19 protein-coding genes are annotated in these 18,787 nt (G+C 72.3%); 11 read left to right on the top strand and 8 right to left on the bottom strand.

The annotated features are described in order from the left end of the window. Positions 1–25: 25 nt before the first annotated feature. Positions 26–640, bottom strand: a complete 615-nt coding sequence (infC, locus tag AMY39116_RS0325300) for a translation initiation factor IF-3 (protein WP_017981979.1) — start codon at positions 638–640, stop codon at positions 26–28. 206 nt (positions 641–846) lie between these two features. On the opposite strand from infC, the gene AMY39116_RS0325295 reads away from it, so the two are divergent. Continuing rightward, entirely contained in the window at positions 847–1,215 is a 369-nt protein-coding gene (locus AMY39116_RS0325295; RefSeq protein ID WP_020420414.1) for a DUF1844 domain-containing protein, read from the top strand. Between the two features lie 97 nt (positions 1,216–1,312). On the opposite strand, the gene AMY39116_RS0325290 is transcribed toward AMY39116_RS0325295, so the two are convergent. After that, a complete protein-coding gene (locus AMY39116_RS0325290) occupies positions 1,313–1,693 on the bottom strand; it encodes a RidA family protein (protein ID WP_020420413.1) in 381 nt (126 codons plus the stop codon). Positions 1,694–1,708: 15 nt separating this feature from the next. Further along, positions 1,709–2,452, bottom strand: a complete 744-nt coding sequence (locus AMY39116_RS0325285; RefSeq protein ID WP_020420412.1) for an IclR family transcriptional regulator — start codon at positions 2,450–2,452, stop codon at positions 1,709–1,711. A gap of 91 nt (positions 2,453–2,543) precedes the next feature. Between AMY39116_RS0325285 and AMY39116_RS0325280 the strand changes: the two genes are divergently transcribed. The 8 genes from AMY39116_RS0325280 to AMY39116_RS0325245 all read left to right on the top strand — a co-directional run bounded on the left by AMY39116_RS0325280 (position 2,544) and on the right by AMY39116_RS0325245 (position 12,444). Beyond that, positions 2,544–3,845 (top strand): amino acid deaminase, encoded by a 1,302-nt coding sequence (locus AMY39116_RS0325280; protein WP_020420411.1) that lies wholly within the window; start codon positions 2,544–2,546, stop codon positions 3,843–3,845. A 9-nt stretch (positions 3,846–3,854) separates the two neighbouring features. Then, on the top strand, positions 3,855–5,435 hold the full coding sequence (locus tag AMY39116_RS0325275) for an amidohydrolase family protein (protein ID WP_020420410.1): 1,581 nt from the start codon (positions 3,855–3,857) through the stop codon (positions 5,433–5,435). After that, complete coding sequence (locus AMY39116_RS0325270; protein WP_020420409.1) at positions 5,432–6,814, top strand: GntP family permease; 1,383 nt, start codon at positions 5,432–5,434, stop codon at positions 6,812–6,814. The genes AMY39116_RS0325275 and AMY39116_RS0325270 overlap by 4 nt, the downstream gene beginning before the upstream one ends. Positions 6,815–6,824: 10 nt before the next feature. Next, positions 6,825–7,868, top strand: coding sequence for a lactonase family protein (locus AMY39116_RS0325265; protein WP_020420408.1), 1,044 nt, complete (start codon positions 6,825–6,827; stop codon positions 7,866–7,868). A 110-nt stretch (positions 7,869–7,978) separates the two neighbouring features. Continuing rightward, positions 7,979–9,265: an extracellular solute-binding protein gene (locus AMY39116_RS0325260; RefSeq protein WP_027936217.1), complete on the top strand. Its 1,287-nt coding sequence runs from the start codon at positions 7,979–7,981 to the stop codon at positions 9,263–9,265. 1 nt (position 9,266) lies between these two features. Then, positions 9,267–10,226 (top strand): carbohydrate ABC transporter permease, encoded by a 960-nt coding sequence (locus tag AMY39116_RS0325255; protein WP_020420406.1) that lies wholly within the window; start codon positions 9,267–9,269, stop codon positions 10,224–10,226. Continuing rightward, positions 10,223–11,071: a carbohydrate ABC transporter permease gene (locus tag AMY39116_RS0325250; protein ID WP_020420405.1), complete on the top strand. Its 849-nt coding sequence runs from the start codon at positions 10,223–10,225 to the stop codon at positions 11,069–11,071. The genes AMY39116_RS0325255 and AMY39116_RS0325250 overlap by 4 nt, the downstream gene beginning before the upstream one ends. Continuing rightward, the gene (locus AMY39116_RS0325245) at positions 11,068–12,444 is read left to right on the top strand and encodes a beta-N-acetylhexosaminidase (RefSeq protein WP_020420404.1); all 1,377 of its coding nucleotides are present in this window, start codon (positions 11,068–11,070) and stop codon (positions 12,442–12,444) included. Before AMY39116_RS0325250 ends, AMY39116_RS0325245 begins: the two co-directional genes overlap by 4 nt. A 21-nt stretch (positions 12,445–12,465) precedes the next feature. Here AMY39116_RS0325245 and AMY39116_RS0325240 read toward each other — a convergent pair whose 3' ends face one another. The 3 genes from AMY39116_RS0325240 to AMY39116_RS0325230 are packed head-to-tail and all read right to left on the bottom strand — an operon-like array spanning position 12,466 to position 15,229. Beyond that, positions 12,466–12,933, bottom strand: coding sequence for a YbjQ family protein (locus tag AMY39116_RS0325240; protein ID WP_020420403.1), 468 nt, complete (start codon positions 12,931–12,933; stop codon positions 12,466–12,468). Positions 12,934–12,953: 20 nt separating this feature from the next. Further along, complete coding sequence (locus AMY39116_RS0325235) at positions 12,954–13,625, bottom strand: response regulator (protein WP_020420402.1); 672 nt, start codon at positions 13,623–13,625, stop codon at positions 12,954–12,956. Next, positions 13,622–15,229, bottom strand: coding sequence for a sensor histidine kinase (locus tag AMY39116_RS0325230; protein WP_020420401.1), 1,608 nt, complete (start codon positions 15,227–15,229; stop codon positions 13,622–13,624). The genes AMY39116_RS0325235 and AMY39116_RS0325230 overlap by 4 nt, the downstream gene beginning before the upstream one ends. Before the next feature lie 202 nt (positions 15,230–15,431). On the opposite strand from AMY39116_RS0325230, the gene AMY39116_RS0325225 reads away from it, so the two are divergent. Then, positions 15,432–16,742, top strand: a complete 1,311-nt coding sequence (locus AMY39116_RS0325225; protein WP_020420400.1) for a C4-dicarboxylate transporter DctA — start codon at positions 15,432–15,434, stop codon at positions 16,740–16,742. Beyond that, entirely contained in the window at positions 16,742–17,668 is a 927-nt protein-coding gene (locus AMY39116_RS0325220) for a PHB depolymerase family esterase (protein WP_020420399.1), read from the top strand. The genes AMY39116_RS0325225 and AMY39116_RS0325220 overlap by 1 nt, the downstream gene beginning before the upstream one ends. Here AMY39116_RS0325220 and AMY39116_RS0325215 read toward each other — a convergent pair. Then, positions 17,646–18,101, bottom strand: a complete 456-nt coding sequence (locus tag AMY39116_RS0325215; protein WP_020420398.1) for an SRPBCC family protein — start codon at positions 18,099–18,101, stop codon at positions 17,646–17,648. The two genes, AMY39116_RS0325220 and AMY39116_RS0325215, sit on opposite strands and share 23 nt — an antisense overlap. Positions 18,102–18,122: 21 nt before the next feature. Continuing rightward, positions 18,123–18,584 (bottom strand): hypothetical protein, encoded by a 462-nt coding sequence (locus tag AMY39116_RS43560; RefSeq protein ID WP_020420397.1) that lies wholly within the window; start codon positions 18,582–18,584, stop codon positions 18,123–18,125. Positions 18,585–18,787: the final 203 nt, after the last annotated feature.

Raw genomic sequence — 18,787 nt, 5'->3', positions numbered from 1 at the left:
CGAACTGCGTCGGTCGCGGCGCCCGTCAGGAGTCGACGGGTTCCTTGGCGGCCTTCTGCTTGGGCTTGGCGTTCTTGTGCGGCGCCAGCACCATGATCATGTTGCGGCCGTCCTGCTTCGGGGACGCCTCCACGTAACCGAGCTCGGCCACGTCCTCGGAGAGCTTCTGCAGCAGCCGGAAACCCAGCTCCGGCCTCGACTGCTCACGACCGCGGAACATGATGGTCACCTTGACCTTGTTCCCCGCGGCGAGGAAGCGGGACACGTGCCCCTTCTTCGTCTCGTAGTCGTGCTGGTCGATCTTGGGGCGCAGCTTCTGCTCTTTGATGACGGTGAGCTGCTGGTTACGGCGTGACTCGCGGGCCTTCTGCGCGCTCTCGTACTTGAACTTGCCGAAGTCCATGAGCTTGCAGACCGGCGGGCGCGCCTGCGGGGCGACCTCGACGAGGTCGAGATCCGCTTCCTGGGCGAGCCTGAGCGCATCCTCGATCCGGACGATGCCGACCTGTTCGCCGTTCGGTCCGACGAGCCGGACCTCGGGAACGCGGATGCGTTCGTTGATGCGTGTCTCGGCGCTGATGTGGCCTCCTTGGTCCGAGGTGTGTTGTCTAGCCTGCTCGACCTGGTGCCCACATACCACGGGCCCCGTCCCAGGCCTGATGGCCAGGATGCGGGGCCCTGCTTTCCGATCACGTCCGACGGCTACGACGAACGTTCCGCCGCCACGGGCAACGCCCGTGGCGGGACCGGACCCGGCTGCCTCGTGCGGCGGCTCGGGTGGGAGCGGGGCTCCACTTGCCGCCCCCGATTCCTCGGGGACTGGTCGCACGTGGAAGGGTACCAGACGTGCTTGACGATGGTTCCAACGCGCCCGACCCGGGCGATATTTCCCCGCCCGTCCGCGACCTGCAGGACATCCCCAGCGTCGAGGTCATCAGCAGGGCCGCGGTGATGCTGCTGTCCGCGGCGGCCGAGCGGCTCGGGCTCGCCGACGAGGACCCGAACACCAGCCCGCACCGCGACCTCGACGAGGCCCGCAGGCTGATCACCGCGCTCGCCGGCCTGGTCACCGCCTCGGCCGAGTACCTCGGCGTGCACGCCGCTCCCCTGCGGGACGGGCTGCAGTCGCTGCAGAAGGCGTTCCGGGAGGCCTCGGCCGTGCCCGACGCGCCGGGCGAGGGCCCTGGCGAGAAGTACACCGGCCCCGCCTACTGACGAGTCGGCCCGCACAACACCAAGGTCCGGACAACGCCCGGCAGGGGACTCCCTGCCGGGCGCTGTCGCGTCGACCCGGAAGCATTCCGGCCGGGAATCAGTCCACCACGGCCAGCAGGTCGATCTCCACCAGCAGGCCCTTCGGCAGCCCGACGTACACGGTGGTGCGGGCCGGGTACGGCTCCGGGATGAGCTGGTTGTAGACCTCGTTGAACTCGGCGAAGTGGCCGGTGTCGGTGAGGTACGCGCGCACCATCACGACGTCCTCCCAGCCGGCGCCGGCCTCGGTGAGCACCGCCTCCAGGTTGCGGAACACCTGGCGCGTCTGCTCACCCACGGAGGCGCCGACGACCTCCCCGGTCTTCGGGTCGAACGCGACCTGCCCGGCCAGCTGGAGGATGTTGCCCTTGCGCACGGCCGGCGAGTAGTTCGCCGCGGCCTTGGGGGCGTTCTCCGTGGTGATCGCGACCTTCGCCATGTAGGAGTTCCTTCCTCATCGGGTCCACCCGTTGTGGGTGGACGCGTCCTCGGCGGCGGCCCGCAGGTCCGGCAGCAGCGCCAGCAGGCCGTCGTAGTCCAGCAGCACCTTCGGCACCGACAGGGACACCGCCGCGAGCACCGCCCCACCCGGTCCGCGCACCGGCGCGGCCACGCAGTGGATGAAGTCCTCGTGCTCGGCGTTGTCCACCGCGTACCCGCGCTCCGCGACGCGCGCGAGCTCGGCCAGGTACTCGTCGGCCGTGGTGATCGTGTTCGCGGTCAGCCGCGGGTAGTCCAGGTCGCGCGCGACCTTCTCCCGCTGGGCCTCCGGCAGCGCGGCCACCAGGACCTTGCCGACCGCCGTGCAGTGCAGCGGCGCGCGCTTGCCCACGCGGGAGTACATCCGCACGCTGTGCCTGCCCTCGTACTTGTCGACGTAGACGACCTCGCCGTCTTCGTAGGTGGCCAGGTGCACGGTGTGCCCGGTGCGGTCGTTGAGCGCGGCCAGGGCGGGCGCGGACTCGCGCCGCACGTCCCGGCCCTCCAGCGCGCGGTTGGCCAGGTCGAACAGGGCGCTGCCGAGCCGGTAGTGCCGCGCGCCCTCGCGCTGCACGAAGTGCTGCGCCTCCAGGGTCCGCAGCAGCCGCAGCACCGTCGACTTGTGCACGCCGAGCGCGTCGGCGAGCTCGTCCAGGGTGGTCGCGCCGCCGGCGAGCGCGGTCAGCAGGCTCAGCCCGCGATCAAGACTCTGGCTCACGTTCGCTCCATTGACCTGCCACGAACCGGATGCTACACCTATCGCATTCATTTTGCGCAACGTGCGTTGCACAACACGCAACGGAGTTCGAATGGCTTCCTCCGAGTGCACCCTCGACCCGGCCGCGCTGGCGGCGATCGCGGGCGAACGGCTCGACTGGCGGTTCAAATCCCTCCCCGCCGACCTGTGGGGGCTCACCCTCGCCGAGGCCGCCGCGCGCCGGCCCGGCCTGTTCACCGGCGGTTTCGTCGGTCCGGTGGTGGTGCTGGAGGCGGACGCGCTGGAGCACAACCTGCGGACCATGGCGGAGTGGTGCGCCCAGGTCGGCGTCCGGCTCGCGCCGCACGGCAAGACCACTATGGCGCCGCAGCTGTTCGCGCGGCAGGCGGATCACGGCGCGTGGGGCATCACCGCGGCCAACGCGAGCCAGCTGCGGATCTACCGCGCCTTCGGCGTGTCCCGGGTCCTGCTGGCCAACCAGCTCGTCGACTCCGCCGCGCTGCGCTGGCTCGGCGCGGAGCTGGACGCGCACCCGGAGTTCGAGTTCAGCTGCTGGGTGGACTCGGTCGCGTCGGTCGAGCTGATGACCGAGGCGCTGCGCGGGACACGCCGCCAGGTCGACGTGCTGGTCGAACTGGGCGGCGACGGCGGGCGCACCGGCGCGCGCGACCTGGACACCGCGCTGGCGATCGCCGAAGCCGCGCACGCGAGCCCGGCCCTGCGACTGGCCGGCACCGGCGGCTACGAGGGCGCGCTGGCCCACGACCCGGGCCCGGAATCGCGGCGGACGGTCGACACCTACCTCGGTCGCCTGCGCGAGCTCACCGCCGCGATCGGGCGTCGCGGCCTGTTCGCCGGGCTGGACCAGGTGATCGTCACGGCAGGCGGCAGCGCCTACTTCGACCAGGTCGCCGCCGCGCTCACCGGGGACTGGGACGGCCTGCCGGTGGTGCCGGTCCTGCGCAGCGGCACCTACCTGACCCACGACGACGGCTTCTACCGCGGCATCTCCCCGCTCGGCGAGCAGCCGCGCATCGCCGGGACCCCGCAGTTCCGCTCCGCGCTGCGCGCCTGGGCCCAGGTGACCTCGCGTCCGACCGGCGACCTCGCCCTGCTGACCCTGGGCAAGCGGGACGCCTCCTTCGACGAGGGCCTGCCCGAGCCGCAGTGGCACCGGCGTCCGGGTGAGCCACCGGCGAAGCTGACCGGCCACACCGTCACCGCGCTCAACGACCAGCACGCCTTCGTCGCGCTGCCACCGGATTCGCCGCTGCGGGTCGGCGACTGGGTCGGGCTCGGCCTGTCCCACCCGTGCACCGTGTTCGACAAGTGGCCGCTGCTGCCCGTGGTCGACGGCGACACCGTCGTGGACTTCGTCCGCACCTACTTCTAGGAGTCCACAATGGACCTCGTTCTGCGTGGCGCGCGGATCGCCGACGGCACCGGCGCTCCCCTGTTCCGGGCCGACGTCGGTGTGGAGCACGGCCGGATCGCGGACATCGGCCCCGGCCTGACCGGCACGCGGGTGATCGACGCGGACGGGCTGGTGCTCGCGCCCGGTTTCGTCGACATGCACTCGCACTCCGACCTGCAGCTGCTCGCCGCGCCGGACCACCTGGCGAAGGTGTCCCAGGGCGTGACCACCGAGGTGCTCGGCCAGGACGGGCTGTCCTACGCCCCGGTCGACGACACCACGCTGGCCGCGCTACGCGAGCAGCTCGCCGGCTGGAACGACGACCCGCCCGGGTTCGACTGGAACTGGCGCTCGGTCGGCGAGTACCTGGACCGGCTCGATCGCGGCGTCGCCGTCAACGCCGCCTACCTGGTCCCGCAAGGCACCGTCCGGATGCTCGCCGTCGGGTTCGACGACCGGCCTGCCACGGAGTCCGAACTGGACCGGATGCGCGAGCTGGTCGCGACCGGCCTGGACGAGGGCGCGGTCGGCATGTCCTCGGGCCTGACCTACACCCCGGGCATGTACGCCGACGACGACGAACTGGTCGCGCTGTGCGAGGTCGTCGGCGCGCGCGGCGGCTACTACAGCCCGCACCACCGCAGCTACGGCGCGGGCGCGCTGGAGGCGTTCGCGGAGATGGTCGAGGTGTGCCGCCGCGCGAAGTGCCCGCTGCACCTGGCGCACGCCACCATGAACTTCTCCGTCAACAAGGGCCGGGCGCCGGATCTGCTGCGGCTGCTGGACGCCGCGCTCGACGACGGCGTGGACATCACCCTCGACACCTACCCGTACCTGCCCGGCGCGACGTACCTGTCCGCGTTGCTGCCGAGCTGGGCTGCCGAGGGCGGGATCGACGCGACACTGGAGCGGCTGGCCGATCCGGAGACGCGGGAGCGGATCCGCGCCGAAATCGAGGAAACCGGTTCCGACGGCGCGCACGGCGTGCCGATCGACTGGGAGTGCATCGAGATCAACGGCGTGCGCACGGCCGAAAACGCCCACCTGGTCGGGCTTTCGGTGGCCGAGTCCGCCCGGCGCGCCGGGGTGCCCGCCGCGCGGCTGTACTTCGACGTGCTGGTCTCCGAACGGCTCGGCACGTCGTGCCTGATGCACGTCGGGCACGAGGAGAACGTGCAGGCGATCATGCGCCACCGCACGCACACCGGCGGCAGCGACGGCCTGCTCGTCGGCGACCGGCCGCACCCGCGGGCCTGGGGCACCTTCCCCCGCTACCTCGCGCGGTACGTGCGGGAGCTGGGCGTGCTCGACCTCGCCGACTGCGTCGCGCACCTGACCGGGCGGGCCGCACGACGGCTGCGGCTGACCGACCGCGGGCTGGTGAAGCCGGGGTACGCGGCCGACCTGGTGCTGTTCGACCCGGACACCGTGGCCGACACGGCCACCTTCGACGACCCGCGGCAGCAGGCCGCGGGCATCCCCTACGTCTTCGTCAACGGCGTCGCGGCCATCGACGACGGCAGGCCCACCGGCGCGCTCGCCGGCCGTTCACTCAGGAGGTCCGCTTGATCGACTGGCTGCAGCACTCCACCGGAGGGCTGCTCACGCTCGCGGCGGTGTCGATCGCCGTCCTGCTGGTCATGATCATCCGGTTCAAGACCGAACCGTTCATCGCCCTGATCATCGTCGGGCTGCTCACCGCGCTGGCGGCCGGGCTGCCGGTCGGCACGATCGTCGGCACCGCGCAGAAGACGTCGGACTCGTTGCTGGAAAAGGGTTTCGGCGGGATCCTCGGCCATATCGCCGCGATCATCGGGCTGGGCACGCTGCTCGGCGCGATCCTGGAGAAGTCCGGCGGGGCGCGGGTGCTGACCGGCGCGCTGCTGCGGGCCTTCGGCGAGAAGCGCGCGCCGCTGGCGATGGGCTTGGCCGGCCTGATCTTCGGGGTTCCGGTGTTCTTCGACATCGGCATCTTCGTGCTGGCGCCACTCGTGTACGTCGCCGCGCGGCAGGGCGGCCGGTCGCTGCTGCTGTACTGCCTGCCGCTGCTGGCCGGGCTGTCCATGACGCACGCGTTCATCCCGCCGCACCCTGGCCCGGTGGCCGCGGCCGGGCTGTTGCACGTCGACCTCGGCTGGATCATCCTGATGGGCGCGGTGTGCGGTCTGCCCGCGTGGTTCCTCGCCGGCGTGGTGTTCCCGTCGTGGATCGGCAAGCGGATGAACATCGAGGTTCCGGCGGAGATGATCGTCGACGAGGACGGCGAGGAGGGGCCCGGGCCGTCGCTGGGGCTGGTGTCGGCGATCATCGCGGTGCCGCTGGTGCTGATCCTGGCCGGCACGTTCGGCAGCATCTGGCTGCCGAAGAACTCCGCGGCCGCGGGGGTGGCGGCGTTCGTCGGCACGCCCGCGGTGGCGCTCACGATCGCCGTGCTGCTCGCGTCCTGGCTGCTGGGCACCCGCCGCGGGATGACCGGCCAGGAGCTGTCCGCGCTGTCGGCCGCCGCGCTGCGCCCGGTGGCGATGCTGCTGCTGGTGGTGGGCGCGGGCGCGTTCTTCGGCGCGGTGCTGTCGGCGACCGGGATCGGCAAGGCGGTGGCCGACTCGCTGCAGGCCGGTGGCCTGCCGGTGATCGCGGCCGCCTACGTGATCAGCTGCGGGCTGCGGCTCGCGCAGGGTTCGGCGACGGTCGCGATCGTGACCACCGGCGGCATCATCGCGCCGAGCCTGGCCGATGCCGGGTACTCGCAGGCGCAGCTGGCGCTGATCGTGGTCGCGATCGCCGCCGGGTCGATCATCGCCTCGCACGTCAACGACGGCGGGTTCTGGATCGTGTCGCGGTACTTCGGGCTGACCGTCGGCGAAACGCTCAAGACCTGGACCGTCCTGGAAACCATCCTGTCCGTGTCGGGGTTCGCGATGTCCGCGATCCTGATGGCGATCGTGTAGGAGGAGTGCCGTGCCGGACATCCGCCGCCGCACCTTTCTCGGCGCTACCGGCCTGCTGGCCGTTCCGGTGACCATCCCCTCGTCGCCGCCGCGGGTGGCTTTCGTGGGCAGTTACGCCGCAGGCCTGGACGTCGCCCTCGCCGGCGAGGCGGGCCTGCGGCGCGGGTTCACCGTGCCGGGCGTGCCCGCCGCGTCGTGGTTCGCGTTGTCGGCTGACAAGAAGCTGCTGTACGCGACCAACGAGACCGAGGACGGCACGGTCACCGCGGTCGACGTGCGTGATCCGCTGAAGCCGGCGGTGCTCGGCAGCCGTTCGACGCTCGGGGCCGGTCCGACGCACCTCTCGGTGGCCGGGCGGCACCTGCTGACTGCGAACTACACGTCGGGATCGCTGGTGGTGCACCCGATCCGGCGCGACGGGACGCTCGGCGAGGCCACGGACCTGGTGCGGCACGCGGGCGCGCAGCCGCACGCGCACCAGGTCCTGCCCGATCCGTCCGGCCGGTGGGTGCTGGCCGTGGACCTGGGCACGGACTCGGTGTACGTCTACCGGCTCGACGCGGGGAAGCTGGTCGCCCACCAGCAAGTCTCGCTGCCCGCGGGGACCGGGCCGCGGCACCTCGCGTTCCACCCGGGCGGGCGCGCGTTGTACGTGGCGTGCGAGCTGGACCCGGCGGTCGTGCCGGGCACGTGGGACCCGGTGCGCGGCGAGGTCCGGCTCGGCGACGCGGTGCCGGTGGGCGTGCGGGACCAGGACTACCCCGGGGAGATCGCGGTGTCCCCGGACGGCCGGTTCGTGTACGTCTCGGTGCGTGGCGCGAACACGATCGCGGCGCTGCGCACCGGTCGCGCGCTGACGCCGGTGCAGGCGGCGCCGACGGGCGGGAACTGGCCGCGCCACTTCACCTTCGACACGTCCGCGCGCCGGCTGTACGTGTCGAACCAGCGTTCCGGGACGGTCACCTGGCTGCCCCGCGATCCGGCGACCGGACGGCTCGGCGCGGCCGAGGGCGAACTGTCGGTGCCCGAGGTCGCCACCGTGTTGTTCCGCTGAGGGAGTTACGCAGTGGTAATGGTCTAGACCTTGTGGCGAGGTGAACGTCCGATTTAGGCTCTGTTGCCAATAGCGAAACGCACATTGCGTGACACGCAACGGAGGCTGCGTTGAGAATCCGTCGTACCCTCGCCGCGCTCGCGGTCGTGGCCACCGCCGCGGCCTGCGCGCCGGCCCAGACCGGGCCTGCCGGGCCCGGTGGTGACGAGAAGACCGGAACCCTGCGGGTCTGGCTGTTCGACGAGGCGAACCGCGCGCCCAAGGAAGCGGTCGTGAAGGACGCGGTCACGGAATTCGAAGCCGCGCACGCCGGAGTCAAGGTGGACGTCCAGTGGATCCCGGTGGAAGGCCGCGCGGACCGGTTCTCCGGCGCCTTCAACGATCCGGCCAGCGCGCCGGACGTCGCCGAGTTCGGCAACACCGACGTCGCGAGCTACGCCCAGACGGGCGCGCTCGCCGACCTCACCGAGGACATCCGCGCCTGGCCGGAAGGCGCCGGGCTGCAGGCGAGCGTCCTGGACACCGCGAAGGCGGACGGCAAGACCTACGGCATCCCCTGGTACACGGGCATCCGCGCGCTCTACTACCGCACCGACGTGTTCGCCGAACTCGGCCTGCGGCCGCCGGCGACGCTGGCCGAGCTGGCCGAGACCGCCCGCGCGATCCGCGCCGCGCGACCCGACCTGTACGGCATCTCGGTCGGCGGCAAGTACACCTACGCGCTGCTGCCGTTCGTGTGGGCCCACGGCGGCGAGGTCGCCCGGAACACCGGCGGCGCCTGGCGCGGCGACCTCACCTCGCCCGCCACCGCGGCCGGGGTCAGCGCCTACGCGAGCTTGCTCAGCCCAGGCATCTGCCCGCCGGAGCAGTGCGCGAACTCGACCGGCACCCAGAGCGTGCAGGCGTTCGCCGGGGGCAAGGCCGCGATGACGATCGGCGGCGACTTCAACCGCAAGGCCGTGGAAGCCGGCGCGGTGCGGGGCAAGTACGCGGTCGTGCCGCTGCCCGGCACGCAGCCGGGGTCGGTCGCGCCCGCGTTCGCCGGTGGCAACCTGCTCGGCGTCTTCCGCGCGACCAGCCACCGCGGCCTGGCCACCGAGTTCGCCGAACTGCTCGCCGGGGCGAAGTACCAGGCGCGGATGTACGAGGCGATGGGCAACCTGCCGACGCTGACCGCGGTGCAGAACCAGGTGGCGGCGAGCGACCCGTTCCTGGAGCCCTTCGTGGCGACGCTCAAGGCGGGCACGAAGTTCGTGCCGTCCAGCCCGGCCTGGTCGCGCATCGACGCGCAGGGCGTGCTGCCGACCGCGGTGCAGCAGATCGCGACCGGGGAGAAGAGCCCGGACGCCGCGCTCGCGGCCGCGAACGAGGCGATGAACCAGGCCTTCGGCGGCTGACGTGGCCACCCCGAACCTGCTGGCGCCCGAGGCGCCGACAGCGCCGCCCGCACCGTCCCCGCGCCGCCGCAGGCGCGGGGACGGCCCCGCCGCCGTCCGCTACCTCGCCCCCGCCGCGATCCTGCTGCTGGTGGTGCTGGCCTACCCGATCTACCAGCTCGTCGTCATCTCGTTCTACGACTACGGGCAGGCCGAGGCGGCGGGCAACGCGCCGCTGCGGTTCCTCGGGCTGGCGAACTACGTGGAACTGCTCGGCAGCGCCACGTTCTGGACCGTGCTCGCCAAGACCGTCGTGTTCGCGGCGGTGTGCGTGGTGGGCAGCCTGGTGGCGGGCACCGGTCTGGCGGTGCTGGCGAGCAAGGTCCGCGCGGTGCCCCGCACGCTGTTGTTCCTCGCCGCGCTCGGCGCGTGGGCGACACCCGCGGTGGCCGGGTCCTACATCTGGCTGTTCCTCTTCGACGCCGATTTCGGGCTGGTCAACGAGGCACTCGCGTCGCTCGGCTTCGGCGGCATGGCCGGGCACTCCTGGACCTTCGGCACCACCAGCGCGTTCGGCCTGGTGGCGCTGGAGGTGATCTGGTGCTCGTTCCCGTTCGTCCTGGTGACCATGTACGCCGGAATCCGCGCGGTGCCCGCCGAAGTGGTCGAGGCGGCCACTTTGGACGGTGCGGGCGCGTGGCGGACGACGACCTCGGTGCTGCTGCCGATGGTGCGGCCGATGCTGCTGATCGCGACCGTGCAGTCGATCATCTGGGACTTCAAGGTGTTCACGCAGATCTACGTGATGACCAGCGGCGGTGGCGTCGCGGGACGGAACCTGGTGCTCAACGTCTACGCCTACCAGCAGGCCTTCGCCGGTTCGCGCTACGGCCTCGGCGCGGCGATCGGGGTGGTGATGACCGTGCTGCTGCTGTCCGTCACCGGGCTGTACGTCCGGTCCCAGCGGGCGGGGCTGGCATGACGACGCTGGTGCGGAAACCGGGCCGCACGCTCGCCGAGATCGTCACCGTGCTCGTCGCCGCCGTGGTCGCGTTCCCGCTGTACTGGATGGTGCTGACCGCGCTGAAACCACCGGGCGAGGTGCAGTCGGCCGCGCCGTGGACGTTCGCGCCGTCGCTGGGCTCCTTCCAGCGAGTGCTGACCGTGTCCGGGTTCGGCCGGTACTTCCTCAACAGCCTGGTGGTCGCGCTCGTCGTGGTGGCGCTGTCGCTGCTGTTCGCGTTCCTGGCCGCGGTGGCGCTGACCCGGTTCCGCTTCCGCGGCCGCACGGTGCTGCTGGTGATGCTCCTGGTCGCGCAGATGGTGCCGGTGGAGGCGCTGACGATCCCGCTGTTCTTCCTGATGCGCTCGGTGGGGCAGGTGGCGCCCGCGTTCGGGCTCAACGAACTGGGCTCGCTGGTGCTGGTGCACCTGGCGTTCAGCCTGCCGTTCGCGATCTGGATGCTGCGCGGTTTCGTCGCCGCGGTGCCCGCCGAACTCGAAGAGGCGGCGAAGGTGGACGGGGCGAGCCGGTTCCGGTTCGTGTGGCAGATCCTGTTCCCGCTCGTGGCGCCCGGCCTCGTGGCGACGAGCGTGCTGTCGTTCATCCACGCGTGGAACGACTTCCTGTTCGCCAAGACGTTCATCATCTCCCGCTCGGAGAACCAGACGCTGCCGCAGGCGATCCTGGTGTTCTTCAAACCGGAGGAGAACGACTGGGGCGCGATCATGGCGTCCTCGACGCTGATGACCGTGCCGGTGCTGGTGTTCTTCGTGCTCGTCCAGCGCAGGCTGGTCGGCGGCATGGCCGGGGCGGTGAAGGGGTGACCCCGCTGACCGCGCTGCTCCCCCGGCCGGTGTCGGTCACCGCCGCGCCCGGGACGTGCCGGTGGCCGGCGCCGGTCGAGGTGCGGGCGGCGGACCTGCCCGCGGAGGGCTACCGGCTCACGATCCGGCCGGACGGGGTGCTGATCGAGGCGCCGGACGCCGCGGGCGAGTTCTACGCGCGGCAGACGCTGCGGCAGCTGATCGGGCCGGACGCGTTCCGCGCCGTGCCGCTGCGCGGGACGGCGGAGCTGGCGTGCGGGACGGTGGTGGACCACCCGCGGTTCGCCTGGCGCGGCTGCCTGCTCGACGTGGCGCGGCACTTCCGCACCAAGGCCGAGGTGCTGCGGTTCACCGACCTGCTCGCCGCGCACAAGCTGAACGTGCTGCACCTGCACCTCACCGACGACCAGGGCTGGCGCGTGGAGATCCCGGCGTTCCCGCGGCTGACCGAGGTGGGGTCGTGGCGGCGGGAGTCGATGGTCGGCCGCCACGACGGCCCGGAGCGCGACGGGCGGCCGCACGGCGGGTTCTACACCGGCGACGACCTGCGGGAGATCGTCGCCTACGCGGCGGCGCGGGCGATCACGGTGGTGCCCGAGATCGACGTGCCCGGCCACGCCCGCGCGGCGATCGCCGCGTACCCGGAGCTGGGCGGCGGGCGCGAGCTCGACGTGTGGACGTCGTGGGGCGTCAGCACCGACCTGCTGGACCCGTCGGAGTCCACAGTGGAGTTCTTCCGCGCGGTCTTCGACGAGGTGCTGGACATCTTCCCGTCCGAGGTGATCGGCGTCGGCGGGGACGAGGCGCCGGGCGCCACACCGGAGCACGGCAAGTTCACCGCGCGGATGATCGAGCACCTGCACGCGCGCGGCCGGCGGGCGCACGCCTGGGACGAGGTCCTGGACGCCGGGACCGCCTTGCCCGCCGGCACCGTGATCGGCGCGTGGCGGGACGAAACCCAGGTGGCACGGGCGATCGACGCCGGTTGCCAGGTCGTCGCGTGTCCCGAGCAGGCGGTGTACCTCGACCACCGGCAGGCCGACGGCGACGACGAGCCCATCCCGGTCGGGTTCGTGCGGACCCTGGCCGACGTCCACCGCTGGGAGCCGCCGCCCGGGGTGCTCGGGGCGCAGGCGCAGGTGTGGACCGAGCACCTGGACTCGGTGCGGCGGGTCGACTACGCGACGTTCCCGCGGTTGTGCGCCTTCGCCGAGGTCGTGTGGAGCCCGCCCGAACGCGATGGCGCGGAGTTCCACACGCGGCTGGCCGAGCACCACCTGCCGCGGCTGGACGCACTCGGCGTGGAGTACCGGCCCCTCGACGGGCCGCGCCCGTGGCAGCGGCGGCCGGGCGTGCCGGGCCGGCCGCGATGACGGCCGGGCCGGCGCCCGCGGTCACTGCTGCGGCGCGAAGCCCTGCTGGAACTGGCCCTGTCCCTGCTGCCCCTGTGCCTGCGGCTGCTGCTGGTACTGCTGCTGCGCGGCCTGCTGCGCGCCTGCGTCCGTGCCGTCGGGCACCACGTACACCGCCGTGCCGTAGGCGGCGATCTCGCTCGCGGTCTGGGCGATCTCGTTGCAGTCGAAGCGCATGCTCAGCACCGCGTTCGCCCCGAAGGCCATCGCCTCCTGGCAGAGCCGCCCCAGCGCCTCGTACCGCGAATCGGACAGCAGCTTCGACAGGCCCTTCAGCTCGCCGCCCGCCATCGCCTTGAAGCCGGCGCCGAGGTTGGAGAACATGTTCCGGCTGCGCACCGTCAGCCCGAACACCTCGCCGTACACGCGCACGACCCGGTAGCCGGGCAAATCGTTCATAGTGGACAGCAGGATCGGGAACCGGGGCTGCTGCTGGTAAGGCTGGCTCATGCCGCGGATCGTAGCGTCCTTCACGTCACGGCCCGGTACCAAACCTCCGGCCGCCCGACCTGTCCGTATCGGGGCTCTCGTCGCGCGAGTCCGTTGTCCGCGAGGTATTCCAGGTACCGCCGCGCGGTAACCCGGGACACCCCGGTCGCGGTGGCGGCCGCGCCCGCGGACAGCCCGTCCGGTTCGTCCCGCAGCGCCGAGACCACCGCGTCCAGGGTCTGCCCGCTCATCCCCTTGGGCAGGGCCGTCGCCACCGGCGAGCGCAGCGCCGCGAACGCCCGGTCCACCTCGGACTGCCCGACCTCGCCGGTTTCCCCGAAACTTTCCCGGAACTTCGCGTACCGGTCGAGCTTGTCCCGCAGCGAGGCGAAGGTGAACGGCTTGATGAGGTACTGCACGATCCCGACCGACACCGCGGCCTTCACCACCGCCAGGTCCCGAGCCGAGGTCACCGCGATGACGTCCACCAGGTTGCCCGCTGCCCGCAACGCCCGGCACACCGCGAGGCCGTGCGTGTCGGGCAGGTAGAAGTCGAGCAGCACCAGGTCGGCGGTGTCGCGCTCGAAGAACCGCAGCGCCTCCGCGCCGGAGTGGACGACCGCGGCGACGGTGAACCCGGCGACCCGCTCCACGTAGGTCCGGTGCGCCTCGGCGGCGACCGGGTCGTCCTCGACCACGAGCACCCGGATCACCGCGGCACCTCCTGCCGCACCGGCAGCCGCACGGTGAACACCGCGCCCTCGCCGGAGGCCACGTCCACCCGTCCGCCGTTGCGCCGCACCACCTGCCCGACCAGCGCCAGGCCCAGCCCGTGACCGTCCGGTTTGGTCGTCCAGCCGCGCTCGAACACGCGCCGCCGCGCCTCGTCCGGCACGCCCCGGCCGTTGTCGGCGACCCGCAACAGCAGCTCCTCCCCCTCGATCTTCGCGGTCACCGTGACCCGCGGCCGCTCCGGCCGCTCACCCGCGGCCTCGATGGCGGCGTCGATCGCGTTGTCGATCAGGTTGCCCAGCACGGTGATCAGGTCACGTGGCTCGATGCCGGTGTCGGTGTCCTCGATGGCGGTGTCCTCGGTCAGCACCAGTTCGGCGCCGCGCTCGCTGGCCTCGGCGGTCTTGCCGAGCAGCAGCGCGGCCAGCACCGGTTCGGACACCGCGCCGACCACCTGGTCGGTGAGCCGCTGCGCGATCTCCAGCTCCGCCGTGGCGAACTCGACCGCTTCCTGGGTGCGGCCCATCTCCACCAGGGACACCACCGTGTGCAGGCGGTTGGCCGCCTCGTGCGCCTGCGACCGCAGCGACTCGGCGAGCCCGCGCGCGGTGGTCAGCTCGCCGGTGAGCAGCTGCAGGTCGGTGTGGTCGCGCAGGGTGACGACGGTGCCGTGGTCCTTCGCGCGGGCGCGGGACCGCACCGGTGCGGTGCTCACCACCAGCACCCGCACGTCGGTCAGGTGGATCTCGTCGCGCCGCGGCTCCTGGCCGCGCAGCGCCCCGACCAGGCTCGGCGGCAGCCCCAGCTCGGTGACCGGTTTGCCGGTCGGGTCCGCGCCGAGGCCGAGCAGCTCGCGGGCGGCGTCGTTGCACAGCACCACCCGCTCGTCCGCGCCGACCAGCACGAGCCCCTCGCGCACCGCGTGCAGGGTCGCCTCGTAGTAGGCGAAGATGCTGCTCAGCTCGGCCGGGGCGAGACCGCGGGTCTGCCGCCGCAGCCTGCTGCTGACCAGGTAGCTGCCCGCGATGCCCACCACCAGGGCCGCGCCGGCCACCGCGGCGAGCGTCCAGATCCGCTGCGCCAGCGCCGCCGAGATGGCGTCGACCTTGATGCCTGCCGACACCAGCGCGACCACGCGCCGCTCCGCGTCGAACACCGGCACCACCGCGCGCATCGACGGGCCGAGCGTGCCGGTGTAGGTCTCGGTGTAGACCCGGCCCTGCCGCGCGACGTCGATCGTGCCGAGGAACCGCTGCCCGATCAGCTCCGGGTTCGGGTGGGTGTAGCGGATGCCGTCCGGATCCATGATCGTGATGAAGTCGACCCCGGTGTCGCGCCGCACCTGCTCGGCGAAGGGTTGCAGTTCGGTGCTCGGAGCGGGCAGTCTCAACGCGGAGAGCACCGTCGGCGAGTCGGCGAGGGTGCTCGCGATGGCGACCACCTTGTCCTGCGCGCGGGCCTCCACCGCGCGGGCGGCGTCGAAGTAGGCCAGCAGCGCCCCGACCGCGACCAGCACGGCCACTCCCGCCACCTGCAGCAGGAGCAGCTGCCGCGCGAGGCTCCAGCGCCTGCTCGTGATCCGCACCCCGCCATCCCAGCACACCGGCCGGGCCGGCCGCCCGGGGACGCCGGTCGCGCCGCGAACTCTATGAACACAACGGTGACCGCGGTCATACCCGTGGCCGATAGTTCCACGCGAACTGCGCCGGACTGGGCGCGTCACGTCCCCACAGGAGGCAACGTTGCCTACGGCACCACCGGCCGGCGCGAAGCCGCGCCGCGACCGGATGCACTACCTCTACCTCGCGGTCATCGCCGCGGTCGTCCTCGGTGTCGCGGTCGGGATCCTGTTCCCCGGCTTCGGCAAGAGCCTCGCCTGGCTCGGCACCGGGTTCGTGAACCTGATCAAGATGATGATCTCCCCCATCATCTTCTGCACGATCGTGCTCGGCATCGGGTCGGTCGCCAAGGCCGCGAAGGTCGGCAAGGTCGGCCTGATGGCCATCGGCTACTTCCTGGTGATGTCCACGTTCGCGCTGGCCATCGGCCTGATCGTGGGCAACCTGCTGCACCCGGGCAGCGGCCTGCACCTGGACCCGTCGTCGATCGCGAAGGCGCAGGAACAGGCCAGCAAGGGCAGCGAGGGCACCACCGACTTCGTGCTCGGCATCATCCCGACCTCGCTGGTGTCGTCGTTCACCGAGGGTTCGGTGCTGCAGACGCTGCTGGTCGCGCTGCTCGCCGGTTTCGCGCTGCAGAAGATGGGTGAGGCGGGCAAGCCGATCCTGCGCGGCATCGAGCACATCCAGAAGCTCGTGTTCCGCATCCTGTCGATGATCATGTGGGCGGCGCCGGTGGGCGCGTTCGGCGCGATCGCCGCGGTGGTGGGCGCGACCGGGTGGAACGCGCTGAAGAGCCTCGCGGTGGTGATGGTCGGGTTCTACGTCACGTGCGCGTTGTTCGTGGTGATCGTGCTCGGCGCGATCCTGTGGCTGGGCGCGCGGATCAACATCTTCAGCCTGCTGCGGTACCTCACCCGCGAGTTCATCCTGATCGTGTCGACGTCGTCGTCGGAGTCGGCGCTGCCGCGGCTGATCGCGAAGATGGAGCACCTGGGCGTGTCCAAGCCGGTCGTCGGCATCACGGTGCCGACCGGGTACTCGTTCAACCTGGACGGCACCGCGATCTACCTGACGATGGCGACGCTGTTCATCGCCACCGCGCAGGGCAGCCCGCTGTCCGTCGGCGAGCAGATCTCCCTGCTGGTGTTCATGATCATCGCGTCGAAGGGCGCGGCCGGTGTGAGCGGCGCGGGCCTGGCGACCCTGGCGGGCGGGCTGCAGTCGCACCGGCCGGACCTGGTCGGCGGCGTCGGGTTCATCCTCGGCATCGACCGGTTCATGTCCGAGGCGCGCGCGGTGACCAACTTCGCGGGCAACGCCGTCGCGACGGTCGTCATCGGGTCCTGGACCAAGGAGTTCGACCGGTCGCGGGCCCAGCGGGTGCTGTCCGGGCAGGACCCGTTCAACGAGACCACGCTGGTGGACGACCACCCCGCGGCCGAGCCGGCGCGGGAGCCCGTGAAGGCCGGCGTCTGATGCGCGCCCGGCGGCTGGTGATCGCGGTGGTCGCCGCGATCACCGGCACCCTCCTGGCCGCGCCGGCCGCCACCGCGTCCGGAATCGTCGGCTTCCCCGTGCCTTCCGCCGGCTGCGGCCACCCCGCACCCGTGCCGGCGGGACAGAGCGTGACCCGCACCGTCACCTCGGGCGGGCTCACGCGCAGCTATCTGCTGCACGTTCCGGCGGACTACCGGCCCGACCGGCCGGATCCGCTGGTCCTGTCCTTCCACGGGCACGGCCGCACCGCCGAGTACCAGGAGGAGCTGTCCGGCTTCTCCGGCCGGTCGGTGATCGCGGTCTACCCGCAGGGTCTGATCGGGACCGACGGGAAGAGCGCGTGGACGGGCGCGCCGTACTCGGCCGCCGCGGACGACGTGCTGTTCACCAGCGACCTGCTGAATCAGCTGCAGCGAGAGCTGTGCGTCGACCCGCGGCGCGTGTTCGCGGCGGGCAAGTCCAACGGCGGCGGGTTCACCGGGGTGCTGGCCTGCCGGCTGAGCGGGCGGATCGCGGCGTTCGCGCCGGTGTCCGGGGCGTTCTACCCGCAGGGCGGCGAGTGCCACCCGTCGCGGCCGGCGCCGGTGCTGGACTTCCACGGCACCGCGGACACGACAATTCCTTACGCCGGCGATCCGGCGCGCGGGCTGCCGTCCATTCCGGACTGGCTGGCGGGCTGGGCGTCGCGCGACGGGTGCGCCCCGGAACCCGTGGTGCGTGACCTCGGCGACGGGGTGCGGGTCGAGCGGTGGCGGTCCTGTGATGCGGACGTCGTGCACTACCGGGTCGAGGGCCTGGGCCACGACTGGCCGAGCACCGCGCCCAACCCGGATTCGGACGTCCCGTCGGTGATCGACGCGACGCCGGTGATCCTGCGGTTCTTCAGCGCGCACCCGCTGCGCTGAGGTGGTGCTGGAGTCCGCGCCGGCCACGCCGCATCATCAGGGCGTGGTTGGCGCGGAACACCGGCCGGGCCAGCGGGGAGAGGGTGCGCAGCAGCGGTTTCGTGGCGAGGACCCGCTGGGTGATCTCCAGACGGGTGCCGCCCGGCCTGCCGAGGACGACCGCCGCGAGCGAGCCTTCGAGGTCGCCGGTCAGGTGGACACGCAGGCGGCCGCGATCGGGATCCTGCTCGGCCCGGCGCATGCGGACGACGAGCGCGTACGGCAGCGCGGCGCGGCAGACGAGCTGAGCGGTGTCCTCGTCGACCCGGGTGACCTCCCGCACGTCCGGCCACCAGAGCGGATACCCGGCGACATCGGTGACCACCTCGAAGACGGCGCGCGCGGGCGCGGAGAGCAGCCAGGTGTCCCGGAAGTGGTAGGCGTTGACCCGCATGGCACCGAGTATCCGCCAAGATCAATAGCCGGACCCGCCGTCGGCGGGGGTGGCGGTCACCTTCGCCCCGGACGGGGCGACCACGAACCAGGTGCCGTCGACGCCCTGGCCGTTGACCTGGCCGGGTGCGGTGTCGTTGGCGTAGCGGTACAGCGGCCGGCCCCCGAGCGTGAGCTGCCGCACGCCGTCCGCGCGGACGAGAACCCCGGCGAGCGCGCGGTCGATCCCGTCGGTGGTCGGCGCGGCGGCACCGGCGGCTGCCGGCGGCCACAGGGTCGCGCAGGCGCCGGCGCAGTTGCTCGCCGGTGGTGACGCGCTGTCCAGCTCGAAGCGGTAGAGCGTGCGGCCCTGGTCGTCGGCGACGACCTCCCCGAGCCCGCTGATGACGGCGACGCGCAGATCGGCAGGCGGGCGCTCCGGCGCAGCCGGGCCGCACGCGGACGCGAACACCGCCACGATCACGGCGACGAGCAGGCGGGTCATCGGGCACCTCCCGCGGTGCGAGCCCGGTGCACGGCGACCGGGTCATCCCATTGACACGAGAGGGCGTGCTCCGCGGTTCACCGGCCCGGCACGCTTGGCCGCGTGCCGGGAGCGCCGGCAGGCGGATGCGCGAGGCGCGACCCCGTGCCGGACCGCACCGCCGGGCTTTTCGGCAGGTCCGAACCGGCCCGCACCGCCTGGCG

It is taken from the genome of Amycolatopsis sp. ATCC 39116, from assembly GCF_000231075.2.
Classification (GTDB): domain Bacteria; phylum Actinomycetota; class Actinomycetes; order Mycobacteriales; family Pseudonocardiaceae; genus Amycolatopsis_E; species Amycolatopsis_E tucumanensis.
The sequence above is the reverse complement of the archived record's forward strand: the minus strand, read 5'-3'. Positions and strand labels throughout refer to the sequence as shown.